Here is a 15,443-nt window from a genome sequence, read left to right on the forward strand (position 1 = left end):
CCGGGATCAGCTTATGGCGTCTACTCCGAAAGAGCATCGCTTTTAGCATGCACGCGGAAAAGGATCAGTTGCTTGATGGTTGGAAGGGCTGGCCGGGCGCCGTAGCCGCCTCTTCGTGGCAATGAATCTGCGTGAACTTTCCGTGGAATCGAATCCACTTCCGTGAGAATTGGGGAGAAGCGCTCCGAAGCTGATTTTAAGCTGTCAATGATTGCCGGCCGCCTACATTGTCAAGCAATTCCAGGGCCGTGGCCGATGCTTTTTGAATAGGATCCGTGGGAACCGCATAGAACACCTGTGCATTCATCGCCATGCCTACGACGAATGCCATTAACATCACGCCAACCAAGAGCAGAGGCAATGATGGCCAGGCGCTTCGAAACAACAAACACGCTGATAGCACAAACGCGCCAGAGCAAAGGACGCCAAAAATTGCATTGAAGAGAGGGACGTAAGAGAACATCGCACCAAAGATCACTAACACGCCGATTGCAACTCCACCGGTAATGCCAAGGTAGCGAACGCGAAGGGCTGTCTCTCGGTTGGTCAACTCTGCAGGGAACTCTAGGCGATAAGCCTTGCAGCCAAGCACGGCGAGCAAGCCGAAACCTATTGCATAGCATATCGAACGCAACACGGCGTCACTCATGCTCATTGAGCCAGGCACAACGTACATGCCAGCCATCGTCACCAGACCCAAAGTCAGGAAATACGCCGATGACGCTGCGAGTTGGTGAAAGTAGTTCATGAAACTCGTCGAATCGTCCGCATTCATGGCCACGCAAGGCCGTGGCCATGGCGCCCAGAAAATCGTTACGTAGCGATCTGTTCCGGCGTGGTTTCTTCTGCGTCCGCTTCATCCAGATGATGCTGGTGGATGCGGGTCTTGCCTTCATACTGCTCGATCGCCGGCAGCAGGCTAAACAGGCGTTCGTCGATCTGGTGAAACAGACTGATGATGCGGCTCTCGAAGTATTGAGCCAAGATCGCGGCCGGAATCGCGACGACCAGGCCGCCCAGCGTGGTGACTAGCGCGACGTAGATACCTTCGGCCAATTGATTGGCCCGGTTGCCGCCGATTTCTAGCTGCGTGGTTTTGTAGAACGCCCAGATGATCCCCCAGACCGTACCAAGCAAGCCCATCAGCGGCGTTACGCCGGCGGCCAGGGTGAGCCAGCGGACGTTGCTATACAAGCGGTCCGCTTCGCGTTCGCTCGCTTCGTTGACGGCGTGGACCACTTCGGCTTGCGGACGGCCGACGCGGGCCAGCATCGATTCGACAATGTTGGCCATTGCCGAGGGATACTTTTTGCACAGTCGATAGGCGTCGCGAGGCTGGAATCCGGTGGAGGAGTACTGCATCTCTTCGAGACCGGCGACCAGATCCGGAGGAATGATCCGTCCCCGACGAAGCGCAATCGCGCGTTCAAATGCGAGGGTCACGACCAGCAGCGACATCAAGCCGATCGGGATCATCATTTGACCCCCTTTCAAGACCAGCGCGACCAAGTGCAACTGGCCATCGTCGCCGAGCAGTTTTTCTTCTAACAAGGCGCCTGATTCGTTGGCGACTGGCGCTGGCTCTGCGGCTTCGGTTGATTCATTCTCTTGCGCCCACGCGGCGACCACGCCCATTCCGGTGGTCAGCAGAAAGGTGAACAGCAGCAGCGCGACAAAACGCTGCGTCAATGAAAATCGTGTCATGGGAACCTGCGTTTACAGTTTGTTGATCGCTTCGATACGACTAGCGGCCAGCTTCGCTTCGGCAGTTTGGGGATAGTCTGATACTACCATGCCGTAATATTTTTTTGCTTCTGCGATGTAGCGGACCCTCGGAGCGCCGACCGCATCGCGAATTCGGACTTCGTTACAACGTCCTAGTTCGTAGGCCGCTTTGGCTTGCCATGGTTTTACCTCGTCCAGCGACTTGGCGCCGCCGAAACCAAGGACCACGCGTTTGAATTGCGATTCGGCCGCGGGGTAGTCTTTCTTCTCAAAATAGAGTTCGCCCAGCATAAAGCGGGCTCGCGCGCCGGTGCGGCCAGGCGAAAGATCGGCGGCGGTCAGAAACCGTTTGATCGCATCATCCGATTTTTGTTGGTTGTAATTGGCCCAGCCGATTTCGTACTGAGCTTCGGCGGCGACCGAAGAATCAGGCGACTTGGCCAATAATTCGGTCATCCAGCGGACCGCTTCGTCCCACTTTTTGAGCTGGGCGGCCGATTGGCCGGCGTGCAGTCGCCACAGATCGCGCATGTCGTTGCTGGATAGGCGATCGGCTTTGACTTGCCCATACGCGCCCAACGCATCAGCGAACTGATCCTTTTTGTAGAGACATTCTCCCCGCATGAAACTGGCGTCGGCCGCGAGCGGCCCATCCGGATACTTGCTGGTTTGCACGGCGAAAGAAGCGGAGGCTGCGGCGAAATCACCTTGCTGATATTGGGACCAGCCCAGCTTGTAGGCCGACTTTTCTCCCACATCATTGGCTTGAGCAGCGGCGAGAGCAGCGGAGTACGCGGTTTGCGCAGCGGCGTAATCTTGGCGATCATAGGCCGCTTCGCCCACGTGATAGCTGGCTTCGGCCGCGAGCGGGCTTTTCGGATGGGTCGCCGCCAGGCTGGCGAATGCGGCAGTCGCTTTGACTGGATCTCCAGAAGCTTTTAGGGACCAGGCCAATTCGTACAGCACCTTGTCGTCGTTCTCATATTTTGGAAATTCTTGCTTGATCGCCGCAAACTGGGCGGCAGCGCCAGCTTGGTCGTTGGCGCCCACCAGGCAAAGTCCTTTCAGGTACAATGCGTCCGCTTTGTCGGCCGCTTGCGGCGATTTTTGCAAGTAAGCGTCGACATCGGCGGCAGCGCCGGCAAAGTCGCCGGCTAAACGCCGCGCAACCGCTCTGGCATGCAGCGTTTGCGGCGACAGTTCGTGGTTGCCGTGTTGGGTGAGCAGTGTCGAGAAAGCGTCGGCCGCTGGTTTGCCTTGTTTAAGCTGGATTTGCGACCAGCCAAGTCCATACAGCGCGTGCGGCGCTAACGACGAACTCGCAAACTTGTTGACCACCGTTTGGTACTGCGCGGCCGCATTGGGGAAGTCGGTCGCGGCATAGTAGTACTCGCCCAGGCGATAGGCGGCATGGTCGGCCAGTGTTGAGTTAGGAAGCTGCTTCTGCATCTTTTGCACTGTTGCGATCGCCGCTGCGTTGTCTCCCTGCTTGTGCTGAGCGCGAGAGAGGAGGAGCAACGTTTCGTCGGCTTGCCGCCAATCGGGTTTGGCGGCCAGCGACGCGGTCAGGCTTTGCTGAGCGGCCGGAAACTGATCGAGCGCGAATTGGCTCGAACCAAGCAAGAAGAATGCTTCGGCTTTGAGCGCCGGGTCAGCCATTTTGCCGGCGATCGGCGCAACCATCGCGATCACGTCGGGATGCTTGTTTTGCAGCAACAGCGCTAGCGCCAGCCGCATTTGCCATTTTGCTTGTTCAGGGCGTTTGTCGCCGGCGGCGATCAGCTCGCGGAACATTTTTTCGGATTCGGCGTACTTCTTTTCCTGCAGCGCCGCTTCGGCGGCGACATACTTGGCGTCAAGCAGCAATTCATGTTTGGGGAATTGCTTGACAAACGCATTCGCCAACCGAGCCGCCGTCGCGTGATCTTGCGTTTCGAGGGCGGCGAAGGCGCCGTTGTACAGCGCTTGCGGCGCCTGGGGATCTTGGGGATGCGATGTGACGATCTGCTGATACAGCTTGACTGATTCGCCGCGACGTTGCGGTTGATCGTACAAAGCGTCGGCTTGATCGATCAGCAGCGGCACTAACAGCTGACTATCTTTGGCGGCGGCGATTTTGGTAGCGGCCAATTTCTCCGCATCTTGCGGCTTGCCAGTTTTCAGATAGACGCGGCATAGCCAATGCGCCGCTTCGAGTCCGGTCTCGCCAGGCAGCTTGGACGCTGCGTCCAGCCACTTGGCTGCGGCGGCCCAGTCGCCGGCGCGATAATAGCAGCGCCCGGCCAGCATCATCGATTCGTCGTGATACTTTGACTGGGGATAGTCGGAGGCGATTTTGGCGTAGATCGCGCCCGCCTCGGCGACCTTCTCTTGCTTCAAACGGGCAAAAGCCAGGCGGTAGTATGCATGGTCGATCAACGCAAACTTGGGGTCGGCGGTGACCGCGGTCAAGATTTGCTCGGCCTTGGCGAAATTGTTTTGGGTGAGAACCGTTTCGGCCTGGCGCATGCGGACTTCGGCAGCGAGATCATGCTGAGGGAAGGCGGTGAGAAACTTATCGTAAACTTCAAACGCTTCACCGGGTTTGTTCAGTTCTTCGAGCGTCACGCCCCATGCGTAGGCGCCATCGGCGCGGTAGGGACTTTTGTTGAACTGTTCGACCAGCGCTTTGTATGGGCCCAGCGAACGTTCTTTTTGGCCGCTGAGGTAGAATGACTCGCCGGCAAAATAGAGGGCCTGATCGCCGTTCTTGCCTTGGGGGAACTCTTTGTAGAGTTGCTCGAACGTTTTGGCGGCGCTATCAAACTGCTTGGGATCGCTTGACTTGGCCCAGGCATAATAAGTAGAGCCCAGATTGAGCAGCGCGTCCTCGCGGAGTTCGGTCTTGGGGTTGTTCTTAAGGATGGTCGAAAAATTGCTAGCGGCGTCGGAGTACTTTTCTAGCTTCAGCTGGCAGACCGCCAAGTTGTTGCGAGCTTTCTCGGCCAATGGATCGGTCGCGTAACGCGTCAGGAACTTGCTCCACTCTTCGGACGCTAATTGGTACTCGTCGGCCTTTTGGAAGGCGACGGCATCCGAATAGATAATTGCAGCTTCGGGGGGAGTCTCTTGCCCCCAGACGATGCAGGCAGAGAGCAAGATCAGCACGAGCGAACCGGCGAGCGGCAGAGTCAAATTGCGAATCGTCATTATCTGGCGTGTTGGGGGGTAGAAAGCGGAGTGGGTTAAAAGGACGCCGGAAAGGAGCGATCTGCGAGGAAACCGCAGGAGTTAAGTTCCATTATTCCCGAAGGTGAGGATTATGCCAGTAGAAAACAGCGGCAAGCCGGTTCTGGGGCGTCGCTTAGGTTGTGGGGCTCCAATGGCCGATCTAGTATGAACCGCTTGCAGTGGAAGGTTACGCTCTTCTTTCCTTCGGTGTTTTGAATGACGCATGTGCTTGTGACCGGCGGCGCCGGGTTTATTGGTTCTCATCTTTGTGAAGCACTGTTGTCCCTGGGGCGGACGGTGACTGCGATTGATGACGAATCGACCGGCAGTCGGCAAAATCTATCCCATGTGATCGATCACGAGAACTTTCACTTCGTCTCTGGTACGGTCGCTGATCGCGATTTGATCAAAAGCTTATTGGTTGAGGCCGATGAAGTCTATCACTTGGCGGCCGCCGTTGGAGTGGCTTTGATCCAGGAAGAGCCGATCCAGACGATCGAGCGAAACATTTATCCCACCGAACTGCTGCTGGCCGAGATCGCCGCCCATCGCGAAGCAGGCCGCGATATCCGCATGTTTTTGGCCAGCACCAGCGAAGTTTACGGCAAGAACCCCAAGGCCACATGGACAGAAGAAGACGATCTGGTCTTTGGATCGACCACGCGGCCCCGCTGGTCGTATGGCGCCTCGAAAGCGATTGACGAATTTTTGGCGCTCGCCTACTGGCGGCAGCGGCAAACTCCGACCGTGATCGGCCGGTTCTTTAATGTGGTCGGCCCACGTCAGACCGGGGCCTATGGAATGGTATTGCCACGATTTATTGCTGCGGCCTTGGATGGCAAAGGGCCGACAGTCCACTCGGATGGTGGGCAGATTCGTTGCTTCGCTCATGTTGATGATGTGGTCGACGCAGTGATTCAACTGATGGGCACGCCATCGGCCGCCGGCCAGGTCTACAACATCGGCAGCGATCGACCGGTGACAATCCTCGAGCTCGCCCAGATGGTCACCGCGGCGATTGATCCAACGTTGAGTTTGTCGTTCCAATCGTATGAAGATGCATTTAACAGCAGCTTTGAAGATGTGATCCGCCGCGTGCCTGACCTGACCAAGCTGCGCTCGGCGATCGATTATCGCCCGAAGTTTGACTTGGAAGGGATCATCGCCGATGTGATCGCCTCGACCAAAGCAGAACGCGCCGCGCGCAAGTCGCAGTAAGAGGAGCAACGGCGATGTGGGAAAAGCAGCCGAACGACGAGCACTTTGATTTGAAGTTCGCGCGCGGGACGCCGCTGTACGATGCGGTGGCCGAGCTAGCGACCAAGTCCGATCGCACGCTCCCCGAGATGGAAGAGTTCACGATGGGCGAGATCTTCGCGCTCGCCAAAGAGCTGTACGGCGACCTCTTGCCCCAGTTCTGGGTACACTGGGCCGAGTGGAACGAACCGGGGCAAATGGACGCCATGGGCGATCTCTAGCCAAGCAGCAGGGTTAGGTCCCATTTAATTCTCTCACAGGCCGCAATCACCTGATCGGCTGCCGCTCACTCCGATCGCGCAATGTACGCGATCCCTTCTTTTTCGACCGAAAATACTCGATTTACGTCGAATTTGCGTTTCGGCATGCGGCTTGCAATTGTGTGTTTCAACAAAAGCGTCACACCCGACGTTGAATGTGAAAAACTCTCACCACACACAATAATAAAGTTGAAGGAGTACGGTCATGGCTGTTGCAAGTGGAGTCGAAGGCACCGACATTTTTAAGATCCTGTTGGCCATTTTGCTGCCCCCGGTCGGCGTCTTTTTTGAAGTCGGACTCGGATTGCATTTCTGGTTAAACATTGTGCTAACGATGTTCGGATTTATCCCCGGCATCATCCATGCGTTGTATGTCATCCTGACGCGCTAACGCGACAGGATGTCACGCTTTACTTCGTAGTCGGCTGCGCAAGCGAGGGGAAAGCGTTCGGCCATCCGAGCGCCGCTTGTCGTAGTCAGGCGCATTTCCCTCGCTCGCGCAGCCGGCTACGAAGGAGCGGACCCTTCACTGGAAAACTGAAAGGCGCCAATTATGAATCGCCGACGCATTCATGGAAAATGGCAACAATGGAAAGGTTCGCTTCGTGCAGCTTTCGGTCGCTTGACCGGAAGCCGACGGCGACAATGGCAAGGCCGCGGAGAACGCTGGACGGGCAAGGCCGAAGAAAACGTTGGTCGAGCGCAAGAATCGGTGCAACGCTGGCTGGGACGTAAGTGATCTCGGATTGATCGTTGCGTCTCAGCCGCGATTTAATGGAAAGTAGGGCAAGCCGTCTCTGCCGATTCCACTTATTGCTTGTGGAGCAGTTTGGCAGACATGACTTGCCTTGCGATTTTTCTACGCAGCGGCGCGGTCTGTTTTGCTCAGTTGGTCCAGCACCGCTTGGTAGACCCGGGCGACCGATAGTTTCTGCATGCAGTCGTGATGACCCAGAGGACAAACGCGTTTGACGCATGGTCCGCAGTCAACCGGATGGGTCAACATAGTTTCGACTGGATTGTAGCTGTTTCCCCACCGCGGATCGGTCGGGCCAAATAGGGCGACCGTCGGCGTAGCGAACGCTGCGGCAAAGTGCTTCGGTCCGCTATCGGTCGTGACCAGCACATCGGCGTGGGCGACGGCCGCTTTCGACAGGCCAATGTTCAACGTTTCATCCGCGAGGCTGCACGCATTTGGATGATCGATCGCTTGTTCAATCTTGGCGACAGTCTCGCGTTCTTGCGGGCCGCAAATCAGTAGCACTGCGATGTTAGGATCTTTCAGCAGCCGTTCCGCCAACGCGATGAAATGCTCCGGCGGCCAATGCTTCGCCGCGCCATACGCTCCGCCGGTGTTGAAGACGACCACTCGCTTGTCTGCGAAGTCAAACTTTTGCCAGATCTCTTCGATGCGGCGATTGTCGGCAGCGGAGGTGGCCAGCAGCGGTTGCTTGTTGTTGGTCGGGTAGCCGGCGTATTCGACCAGGTCCAAATAGTAGTCGACCGCCGAGATCGGAGCGTATTGGCCGTTGGGCTGCTTAGGCGGAACCAGGCGATGCGTCAGCAACGGGCTACGCCAACTACGCGCATAACCGAAGCGACGTTTGGCGCCGGCAAAATAAGCCAGGCCCGCAGATCGTAACGAATTGGTAAACAGAAACGCTTGGTCAAACTGCTCGCTGCGCAGTTGACTGACGACGCTCCAAAAACGATGGCGTCGGTCGGATGTTTTTTTGCTGCAATAGATGCTGCGATCGAGCAAATCAGTCCCGCGCAGCACATCTTTAACGTAGGGCTGCATCACACCGACGATCTCGTCGCCGGGGCGTGATTGCGCGCGGATCGCTCGTAACGCAGGCGTCGCCATGACGACATCGCCTATCCAGTTCGGCAGCACGACGACCGTTTTCATCGGCATTCTCACGAAAGGAGGAACTTGCGGTTCACGCTGCCTGACGGCGCGGCGATTGTGCTTCGTTGACGCGACGAATGATATCGGTAGTCGAATGGCCGTCAACCAAGTTGATCAGCCGCACTTCGCCTCCGTAGGAGGTGACAAAGTCGTAGCCTACAATCGATTCCGCCTTGTAATCGCCCCCTTTGGCTAACACATGGGGGCGAATTGCCTGGATCAATTCGAGCGGCGTGTCTTGATCAAAGACCGCCACATAGTCAACGCACGACAGGGCCGCCAGCATCGCTGCGCGTTCGCCCTGGTTGATGACGGGGCGCTCGGGGCCTTTCAACCGCGCCACACTAGAATCGCTATTTAAACCGACCACCAAGATATCGCCCATCCGCGACGCTTCGTTCAAGTTGGTGACGTGTCCGTAGTGAAGCAAATCGAAGCATCCGTTGGTGAACACAATTCGCTGACCGCGGCGCCGCAGTTCGTCTGACTGTCGCGCCAGTTGCTCCAGCGACATGATCTTTCGCACGCCTGGCTGATGATGGGCAGTCAGTTCGGCTTCGATCTCGTCCAGCGGAATCACCGCGACGCCGATCTTTTCAACCTCTAAACCTGCCGCCACATTCGCCAAGCGAACCGCATCGGGTCGTGAAAGCCCCGATCCGATCGCCGCGCCCAGCATGGCCAGCACCATGTCTCCCGCACCAGTAATGTCATAAACGCTGCGGGCCTCCGTCGGAAACAACGTCGCCGCGCCTCCTTTTTCGACCAGCGCCATACCGTCACTATCGAGCGTGACAATGACTGCTTCTAACTGCAACGCGGCGCACAGCTCTTGGCCGGCGAGCGCCGCTTCGTCAGGCGTTCGAATCTTTCGCCCAGTGCAGGTTTCAGTTTCGATGCGATTCGCTTTGATCAGGTCCGCGCCGCGGTAACGACCAAAGTCGCGACCTTTCATTGGGTCTACCAACACCGGCACGCCGCGCTCGTTGGCGCAGCGAATCAGCGTCTGCAAGATCGCAGGCGTACAAACCCCTTTGGCGTAGTCCGAGATCAACACGATATCGCACTCTTCCAAGCGATTGACAACGCCATACAACAGGCGCTCTTCAATGTCGCCGCTGACTGCGTCGGTTGTTTCATGATCGACGCGCAAGATTTGACTGGGATGCCGCGCTCCAGCGCGACCGACAAACCGCTCTTTGAGCGTGGTCGGTCGGGAAGCGTCAGTCAGGCAGAGCGAAGCGTCGACCCCGGTGTTCTGCAGCAGACTGATCAAATCGACGCCAGCTGCATCGGCGCCAACTACACCAGCCGCGATCACGTCGCACTCGAGCCCGCGTAGCATGTTGCAAACGTTGGCCGCTCCGCCAAGCCGCAGCTCGTGGTTATCGGCACGCAGCACGATCACCGGCGACTCTTGGCTCACGCGCTCGGCGTCACCATAGGTATAGCGATCGAGAATCAGGTCCCCCAGGACCAACACTTTAGGGCGCCCAAGCTGCTGAAACGCAGCCAACAGGGACTCATTATTCATAGCGTCATCCTTGACGATGGTCATTCACGCTGCCGGTTATACCGCAATCTGCCAAATCAACAAAGAGAAGTCGCGGGGAAGAGCGGAAGGCGGAAGGTAGGGGCCGCTGTGCGGACCACGAAGCAGCAAAGACCCCGCCTGCTAGCACAGGCACGATTGCCAAAGTGTGGCGCTCGACGAGGTTTACTTGCTAGCAGTTTGAAATCATCGCTCGGCGATCTATTTCGCTTCTAGATCTTTCTGCAGCACGCCAAGTTCCTCGTCGGTCATCTGCTGCCGGGTTAAACGCAGCATCGTCATAAAATGCTCGATTCCGCTTGGTTCGCTCGGAAATCCGATGTTGCCATCGGGGCCATTGCTGTTAGCCAGGACCTTGCCGTCGGCGTCTAGAATGGCGAACCAGGGAATCCCGCCGCGATTCTCTTTCTCGATACCGTCCATTACTTCCTGCCAACCGGTCCAGCGCTGATCGATTTTGACCCAGACGTAATCTTTCTCCCAGACAGCGTGGTGTTTCTCCAGATAACGGGCCAACATATGGCAAGGTCCGCACCAGGTTGCGGTCTCTTGCACGATCACATGGCGGTTCGACGCTTTCGCTTTTTCCAGGGCGTCGTTGAGCAGATGTCGCGCATCGAGCGGCTGCTCGATATGCCGCTGCAATGTTTCAAGCAAATCCGCCCGATCGATGGCGTCGCCGGCTTCAGTCCGCGGCACTATTCCTTGCTCTAGCGGCTTCCCCTCGGCACTACACAGATACCACGTCGGCAAATTCTCTTCGCTGAGAGAAATCCCCAGTTTGTTGGCCAGGGCTGCGCTCTGCGGGTCGGCGACATCGAGCTGAATCACCTGATAGTCGAACATCGCGACGCGGACGTCATTGTCATCCAGCCGCAGTTTGAACCAGCTTTGAGCGAGTGGAGGCTCCTGTGGCGTGAACACAACTAGCACGTTTTGACGCAAACGCTTCGCTTCGTTGATTGCATAATCAAAACGCTCGAGCGGCTTGCGCTTCGACGTCAGAGATTGCTGGACCCGCTCGGCGAACGTTGGAGGCTTGTAGAGTGGTCGCAGTTCCAAATCGCCCAGATCGACCATCTCAGCGTTTTGGGGTGAGTGCGTGGCAAGCGGCGAGTAGTAAGGATTTCGATAGACGCTGATCGTGCTGGGCTGACCAATCACCAGCCCTGATATCTCGAATCTTCCCTCGCCGTCGGATTGGACGCTTCCTCCCCACAGCGTGGTCGACATCGTCGCTTTGTCGTCTCCCAGTCGGATTTGGCGTCCCCATTGCACTTGTTGATCGGCAAGCGGCTCTCCCGTTTTCTGGTCGATGATCCGTCCTTTGGCGGAAGCCAGCGGAGCGATCGACATGGTCGCTTCGTTCTGGTCGGCCGCGACTTCGATGATGCCGGCTAGTTCTCCGTCGATCGTCTTGGCGTACAGCACAAAGGGATGAGCCAAACGCAAGCCGGTGAATCGTCCCTCGGCATCGGTCCGCATTCGCAAGTCAAAGGAGGAGACATCGGCGCGATAGTGTCCTTCTAAGATGACTTTATCAACCGGTTGCGGCGGATTGCCGGTGACGACCAGACCGCTGAAGGGAAACTTTTCGCTTTCTTTCACGTCCAAGCTGAAGTTGATTTCCAGTTCCGGCTGGTCAGTTACCTCGAATTGTTGAGAGCTCGTTTTGCCATTTTCAAAGACGACTATGCCTTGTTTCCCGGCGGCGACGTAAAGCTCATATTTTCCCTGGTTATCCGTTTGCAAATGGCGAAACATGCCTGACGATACCCAATCGCGATCGCTCTCTTTCGTCTTCGGCAGTTCTACTCCTTCCAACTCGCTAAGGCTCCGCCCTCGCTGCGACCATTGCATCGACCGTTTCGCCAGTGGTTTGCCATTCTGTTTGCTGGTCACTACGCCGTACACACGTGTCGCCGGCTGTAATTGCAACTGCAACTCAGTCAAGGGCTGGCCAGGCAGGAGGACGATTCCATCGACAAGGGGAGAAGCAAGTTTGTCTTTCTGTGCCTGAAAGACATAGAGCATGTTCGGATTTGCATTGAAGGTAAATCGTCCTTGTTCGTCCGTCGTTTTGCCGCTGTTGAAATCATCGATCTGGTAACCCGATCCTCGCGCGATGACACTTGCTCCTGCTACTGGTTCACCCTCAGGAGACAGCACGACGCCAGAAATAGGAACCTGACGATTCAACTTGATCGTCATTTTCCCCTCTTTGTGATCCTGCGGATCAAAGACGATGCGCTCGCGAACATGTTGCGTCACACTTGGCCAGAAGATTAGCGATGGCGTTGCCCAATTCGGCACGCCGCGAAAGGTCGCGACTCCGTGCTCATCCGTACTAACGTGGAAGTAAGCACGTGACAGGGTATAGCTCAGATTGAAGTCATCCGGCTCGCCCGGCTTGTCCAGTAGCCAAAGATGCAGATTCGTATCGGTGATCGGCGCGGCAGCGTCGTCCAGCAACTTCAGCTCAATCGTCTGCGACTCGGCCAGTTGAAACCGAATTGGCCCTTCGTTGAGCCACTCGATCGGATAGGTCGGTTCTTTCCGCGTCTTGACAATCTTGTAGTCGAAACCGACTTCCGGCAGGCACGCAAAGAAGGCGGTCAGTTCACCTTCGACCGGAATCCGGAGCGTTGTTTTACCCGCTGTATCCGTCGGTTCGGCCATCACCGAAAAATAATCAACCACAGCGCCAACTTCGACAGCGACAGCCGGATCGCCATCCGTAGTGATAACTTCAATCGGGAACTTGCGACACGGACCCAGCGTGATCTTCACCTCCGATTCAGGCGTCGGCGGTTCACTGTAGTTGGCCTTGAACATGCCGACCTGGTCGGCGGCGGCGTCCACGGCGACCAGTGTGAGTTGCGAGAGTTTTTTCTGCGGAGTCTGGAAGACAAATTTGCCTTCCTCGTCGGTTGTCGCTGCGACTTTAAGCATGCCTGATTCGCCGCTAACTTGCGCGCCGGCGACGGCAGCGCCCTGCTGGTCGATCACTTGGATGGTGTAGGAGAATTTCGGCTTCTCCTTCATCTCCTCGCTCGCCGGCGTCGTCTCAGCTGCCCTCACGAGAGACGACAGCGAAAACGCAACCAACATCCCCAGCCCAACAAATCGTAAAGACATATCGGCGTTTCCCAGAACAAGGCAACTGCGAAGAGGGTCGGTCCCCACGAATAACCAACCTTGCGAATCGAGTATAGGGTTTGCGGCAGAGGGAATCCACCAAATTTGACTAGGTCGGTTCGCAACCCGCCGAACCTCCTGAGAACAGAAAGTCGTCTTATGCAGGGCCAAACGGAATAGAGGGAGACGCCGCGCGCGGCGAAAGGTCCGTATCGCGAGCGCTACGTTAGGCTGTGGGGCACAGGCAAAAAAAAAGAGCCAAAAGCTTCCGCTTTCGGCTCTCTACTTTCCGCATTTCTTCTTACCCGCCGGTGACCTTGGTCATGAGCCAGCGGTTGAGGTCTTCAAACATGTCGGTCGAAAGTTCGTCACCGCATAGGTATTGGTGCAGGTCGATCTTCATGCCGGCGGTGTGAACCAGTCGCAGGTCTTCGCAGAGTTGCGATTCGGGATAGCGAGAACTGTTTTGTAGGTGAATCATCAGGAGCGGCAGTGATCGGGCGTCGCTCAGCCGTGCTAGCGGTGAGCAACCTTGGGGGAAACCTCCCCCGATCGAAGCGGCGCCGGCGAAGAGCTCGGGATTACGAAGCGCGAGCCGCAGGGCCATCGCTCCACCGCCGAGATAGCCGGCCAAAAAGATTCGCTGCGGGTGAATGTTATAGCGTTTTTCGGCGACGCGGATGGTTTGCAACACGCGAGCCGCGGCGACGTCGATGTCGCGTTGTTTTTGATCCCAGCGGAAAGTCAGGCCGGCGGTTGAGCCGTCGTGTCGGGGCGCTCGGGGAGCGGCGGCGACATAGTTGCGTGTGCTGGTTAGCGGCATCACGCGGCGTAATTGCCGTTCGTTATCACCGGGGCCATGCAACCAGATAACAAGCGGATAGGCGTAGCCTGGCTCATAATTCTGGGGCGTGAAAAACTCAACAGCAGTGCGGCGGGACTGCAGCCGGTCAATCTTGAACTCTAGGATTTGTTGCGCCGCTTGCGTGGTGGCTCCAGGAAGTGGAGCTGGAAGTACGTCTTGGCGTTTCATAAGTAGTTGGCGCCGGGCCGTTGGTCTTCGCGGGGGACTGGAGTGGGGGAGAATAATAACTCTCGGGAAACGACGCAATTGCAGCTGCGCCGATTCCCTTTCGACCCCTTGAATCCTGCAGCGCGTCATTTGCGCCACCGTGGTCGAATCGTTGTCCGTCCTCGCAACGGTCGATATTTTTATCAGCAAAGCGAGATGAAATCAATCTCGCTAGCGGCGAATAAATTTCCGTTAGGCTTCCAGAAGTTTCGCCATGGCGGCGACAAGTTCCTTAACGGCGTCAACGCTTTTTTGGAAATCGGCTTTTTCCTGCGCGTCCAATTCCAGCTCAACAATTTTCTCGACGCCGCCGTTACCCAAGATGACCGGCACGCCGACGTAGTAACCGCCGACCCCATATTCTTTATCGCAGTAAGCGGCGCAGGGGATCAAACGCTTTTTGTCTTTGATGATCGCTTCGACCATTTGCGAGGTCGCAGCAGCCGGAGCGTAATAGGCGCTGCCGGTTTTGAGCAGGCCGACGATTTCGGCGCCACCTTTGCGAGCGCGATCGACGATCGCGTCCAATTTGTCTTGGCTGAGCAAACGACGAATCGGAATCCCGCCAACGGAAGTGCAGGTCGGCATTGGGACCATCGTATCGCCGTGACCGCCCATCAAGAGGGCCGACACATCTTCAACGCTTACGCCCAGTTCCATCGCGAGGAAGGTACGATAGCGGGCCGTATCGAGCACGCCGGCTTGTCCTAGTACGCGAGCCGGGGGGAAACCGCTGACCTTCAATGCTTGTTGCACCATCGCGTCCAGCGGGTTGCTGACGACGATGATCACGCAATTGGGGCTGTGCTTGGCGACTTGTTCCGTAACCATCGAAACGATCTTGGCGTTGGTCGCCAACAGGTCATCGCGGCTCATGCCGGGCTTGCGCGGCAGACCAGCGGTGATGACCACGACGTCGCTATCTTTGGTGTCGGCATAGTCGTTGGTGCCGAGGATGTTGCTGTCGAAGCCCATAATCGGCGACGATTGCATCAGATCGAGCGCTTTGCCCTTGGGCATGTCTTCGGTCTGGGGAATGTCGAGCAGTACGATGTCGCCCAGTTCGGCGGCCGCACACCAGTGAGCGGTGGTCGCTCCCACGTTTCCGGCGCCGATGATAGAAATTTTGGCACGTCGCATGGTCGTCTCTCCGTCTGGCAGCTGTGGGGTCTAGTTCTTTCCGGTCGCCAACGCGATCAGGATGAATAGGTGAATATCGGCCTCTGACGCCAGAAGTCAAGTAGACTGCGCTTTCGCCTGGGGAGCAGTTATCGGCTATAATCTTCAAATCAAGCGTCGCGGCGCCTGATGTGATTT

At 56.9% G+C, this 15,443-nt stretch carries 12 protein-coding genes; 4 read left to right on the plus strand and 8 right to left on the minus strand.

All coding sequences use genetic code 11. From position 1 onward, the window contains the following. Positions 1–196: 196 nt before the first annotated feature. The 3 genes from SH421x_RS05185 to SH421x_RS05195 form a co-directional block, all read right to left on the minus strand. Positions 197–748 carry a hypothetical protein gene (locus tag SH421x_RS05185; protein ID WP_488854335.1) on the minus strand — a complete coding sequence of 184 codons (552 nt, stop codon included), beginning with the start codon at positions 746–748 and terminating at the stop codon, positions 197–199. 65 nt (positions 749–813) lie between these two features. Further along, the gene (locus SH421x_RS05190; protein ID WP_488854336.1) at positions 814–1,704 is read right to left on the minus strand and encodes a MotA/TolQ/ExbB proton channel family protein; all 891 of its coding nucleotides are present in this window, start codon (positions 1,702–1,704) and stop codon (positions 814–816) included. A 12-nt stretch (positions 1,705–1,716) separates the two neighbouring features. After that, positions 1,717–4,914, minus strand: a complete 3,198-nt coding sequence (locus SH421x_RS05195) for a tetratricopeptide repeat protein (protein WP_488854337.1) — start codon at positions 4,912–4,914, stop codon at positions 1,717–1,719. Positions 4,915–5,151: 237 nt separating this feature from the next. On the opposite strand from SH421x_RS05195, the gene SH421x_RS05200 reads away from it, so the two are divergent. The 4 genes from SH421x_RS05200 to SH421x_RS05215 all read left to right on the plus strand — a co-directional run bounded on the left by SH421x_RS05200 (position 5,152) and on the right by SH421x_RS05215 (position 7,191). Then, a complete protein-coding gene (locus SH421x_RS05200; RefSeq protein WP_488854338.1) occupies positions 5,152–6,153 on the plus strand; it encodes an NAD-dependent epimerase/dehydratase family protein in 1,002 nt (333 codons plus the stop codon). 14 nt (positions 6,154–6,167) lie between these two features. Continuing rightward, complete coding sequence (locus tag SH421x_RS05205) at positions 6,168–6,413, plus strand: hypothetical protein (RefSeq protein ID WP_488854339.1); 246 nt, start codon at positions 6,168–6,170, stop codon at positions 6,411–6,413. 244 nt (positions 6,414–6,657) lie between these two features. Next, positions 6,658–6,843, plus strand: coding sequence for a YqaE/Pmp3 family membrane protein (locus SH421x_RS05210; protein ID WP_488854340.1), 186 nt, complete (start codon positions 6,658–6,660; stop codon positions 6,841–6,843). 162 nt (positions 6,844–7,005) lie between these two features. Further along, the gene (locus SH421x_RS05215) at positions 7,006–7,191 is read left to right on the plus strand and encodes a CsbD family protein (RefSeq protein WP_488854341.1); all 186 of its coding nucleotides are present in this window, start codon (positions 7,006–7,008) and stop codon (positions 7,189–7,191) included. Positions 7,192–7,311: 120 nt separating this feature from the next. On the opposite strand, the gene waaF is transcribed toward SH421x_RS05215, so the two are convergent. The 5 genes from waaF to mdh form a co-directional block, all read right to left on the minus strand. Beyond that, positions 7,312–8,364 carry a lipopolysaccharide heptosyltransferase II gene (gene waaF, locus SH421x_RS05220; protein WP_488854342.1) on the minus strand — a complete coding sequence of 351 codons (1,053 nt, stop codon included), beginning with the start codon at positions 8,362–8,364 and terminating at the stop codon, positions 7,312–7,314. A 31-nt stretch (positions 8,365–8,395) separates the two neighbouring features. Further along, on the minus strand, positions 8,396–9,898 hold the full coding sequence (rfaE2, locus tag SH421x_RS05225; RefSeq protein WP_488854343.1) for a D-glycero-beta-D-manno-heptose 1-phosphate adenylyltransferase: 1,503 nt from the start codon (positions 9,896–9,898) through the stop codon (positions 8,396–8,398). A gap of 219 nt (positions 9,899–10,117) precedes the next feature. Further along, the gene (locus SH421x_RS05230) at positions 10,118–13,054 is read right to left on the minus strand and encodes a carboxypeptidase regulatory-like domain-containing protein (RefSeq protein WP_488854344.1); all 2,937 of its coding nucleotides are present in this window, start codon (positions 13,052–13,054) and stop codon (positions 10,118–10,120) included. Between the two features lie 301 nt (positions 13,055–13,355). Then, entirely contained in the window at positions 13,356–14,087 is a 732-nt protein-coding gene (locus SH421x_RS05235) for an alpha/beta hydrolase (protein ID WP_488854345.1), read from the minus strand. A 231-nt stretch (positions 14,088–14,318) separates the two neighbouring features. Next, positions 14,319–15,266 (minus strand): malate dehydrogenase, encoded by a 948-nt coding sequence (mdh, locus tag SH421x_RS05240; protein ID WP_488854346.1) that lies wholly within the window; start codon positions 15,264–15,266, stop codon positions 14,319–14,321. Between the last annotated feature and the right edge of the window lie 177 nt (positions 15,267–15,443).

The organism is Blastopirellula sp. SH421, assembly GCF_057808535.1.

Coding starts and splice junctions, on each gene's coding strand:
- SH421x_RS05185 (WP_488854335.1), bottom strand. CDS start 748: ATGAACTACTTTCACCAACTCGCAGCGTCATCGGCGTATTTCCTGACT.
- SH421x_RS05190 (WP_488854336.1), bottom strand. CDS start 1,704: ATGACACGATTTTCATTGACGCAGCGTTTTGTCGCGCTGCTGCTGTTC.
- SH421x_RS05195 (WP_488854337.1), bottom strand. CDS start 4,914: ATGACGATTCGCAATTTGACTCTGCCGCTCGCCGGTTCGCTCGTGCTG.
- SH421x_RS05200 (WP_488854338.1), top strand. CDS start 5,152: ATGACGCATGTGCTTGTGACCGGCGGCGCCGGGTTTATTGGTTCTCAT.
- SH421x_RS05205 (WP_488854339.1), top strand. CDS start 6,168: ATGTGGGAAAAGCAGCCGAACGACGAGCACTTTGATTTGAAGTTCGCG.
- SH421x_RS05210 (WP_488854340.1), top strand. CDS start 6,658: ATGGCTGTTGCAAGTGGAGTCGAAGGCACCGACATTTTTAAGATCCTG.
- SH421x_RS05215 (WP_488854341.1), top strand. CDS start 7,006: ATGAATCGCCGACGCATTCATGGAAAATGGCAACAATGGAAAGGTTCG.
- waaF (WP_488854342.1), bottom strand. CDS start 8,364: ATGAAAACGGTCGTCGTGCTGCCGAACTGGATAGGCGATGTCGTCATG.
- rfaE2 (WP_488854343.1), bottom strand. CDS start 9,898: ATGAATAATGAGTCCCTGTTGGCTGCGTTTCAGCAGCTTGGGCGCCCT.
- SH421x_RS05230 (WP_488854344.1), bottom strand. CDS start 13,054: ATGTCTTTACGATTTGTTGGGCTGGGGATGTTGGTTGCGTTTTCGCTG.
- SH421x_RS05235 (WP_488854345.1), bottom strand. CDS start 14,087: ATGAAACGCCAAGACGTACTTCCAGCTCCACTTCCTGGAGCCACCACG.
- mdh (WP_488854346.1), bottom strand. CDS start 15,266: ATGCGACGTGCCAAAATTTCTATCATCGGCGCCGGAAACGTGGGAGCG.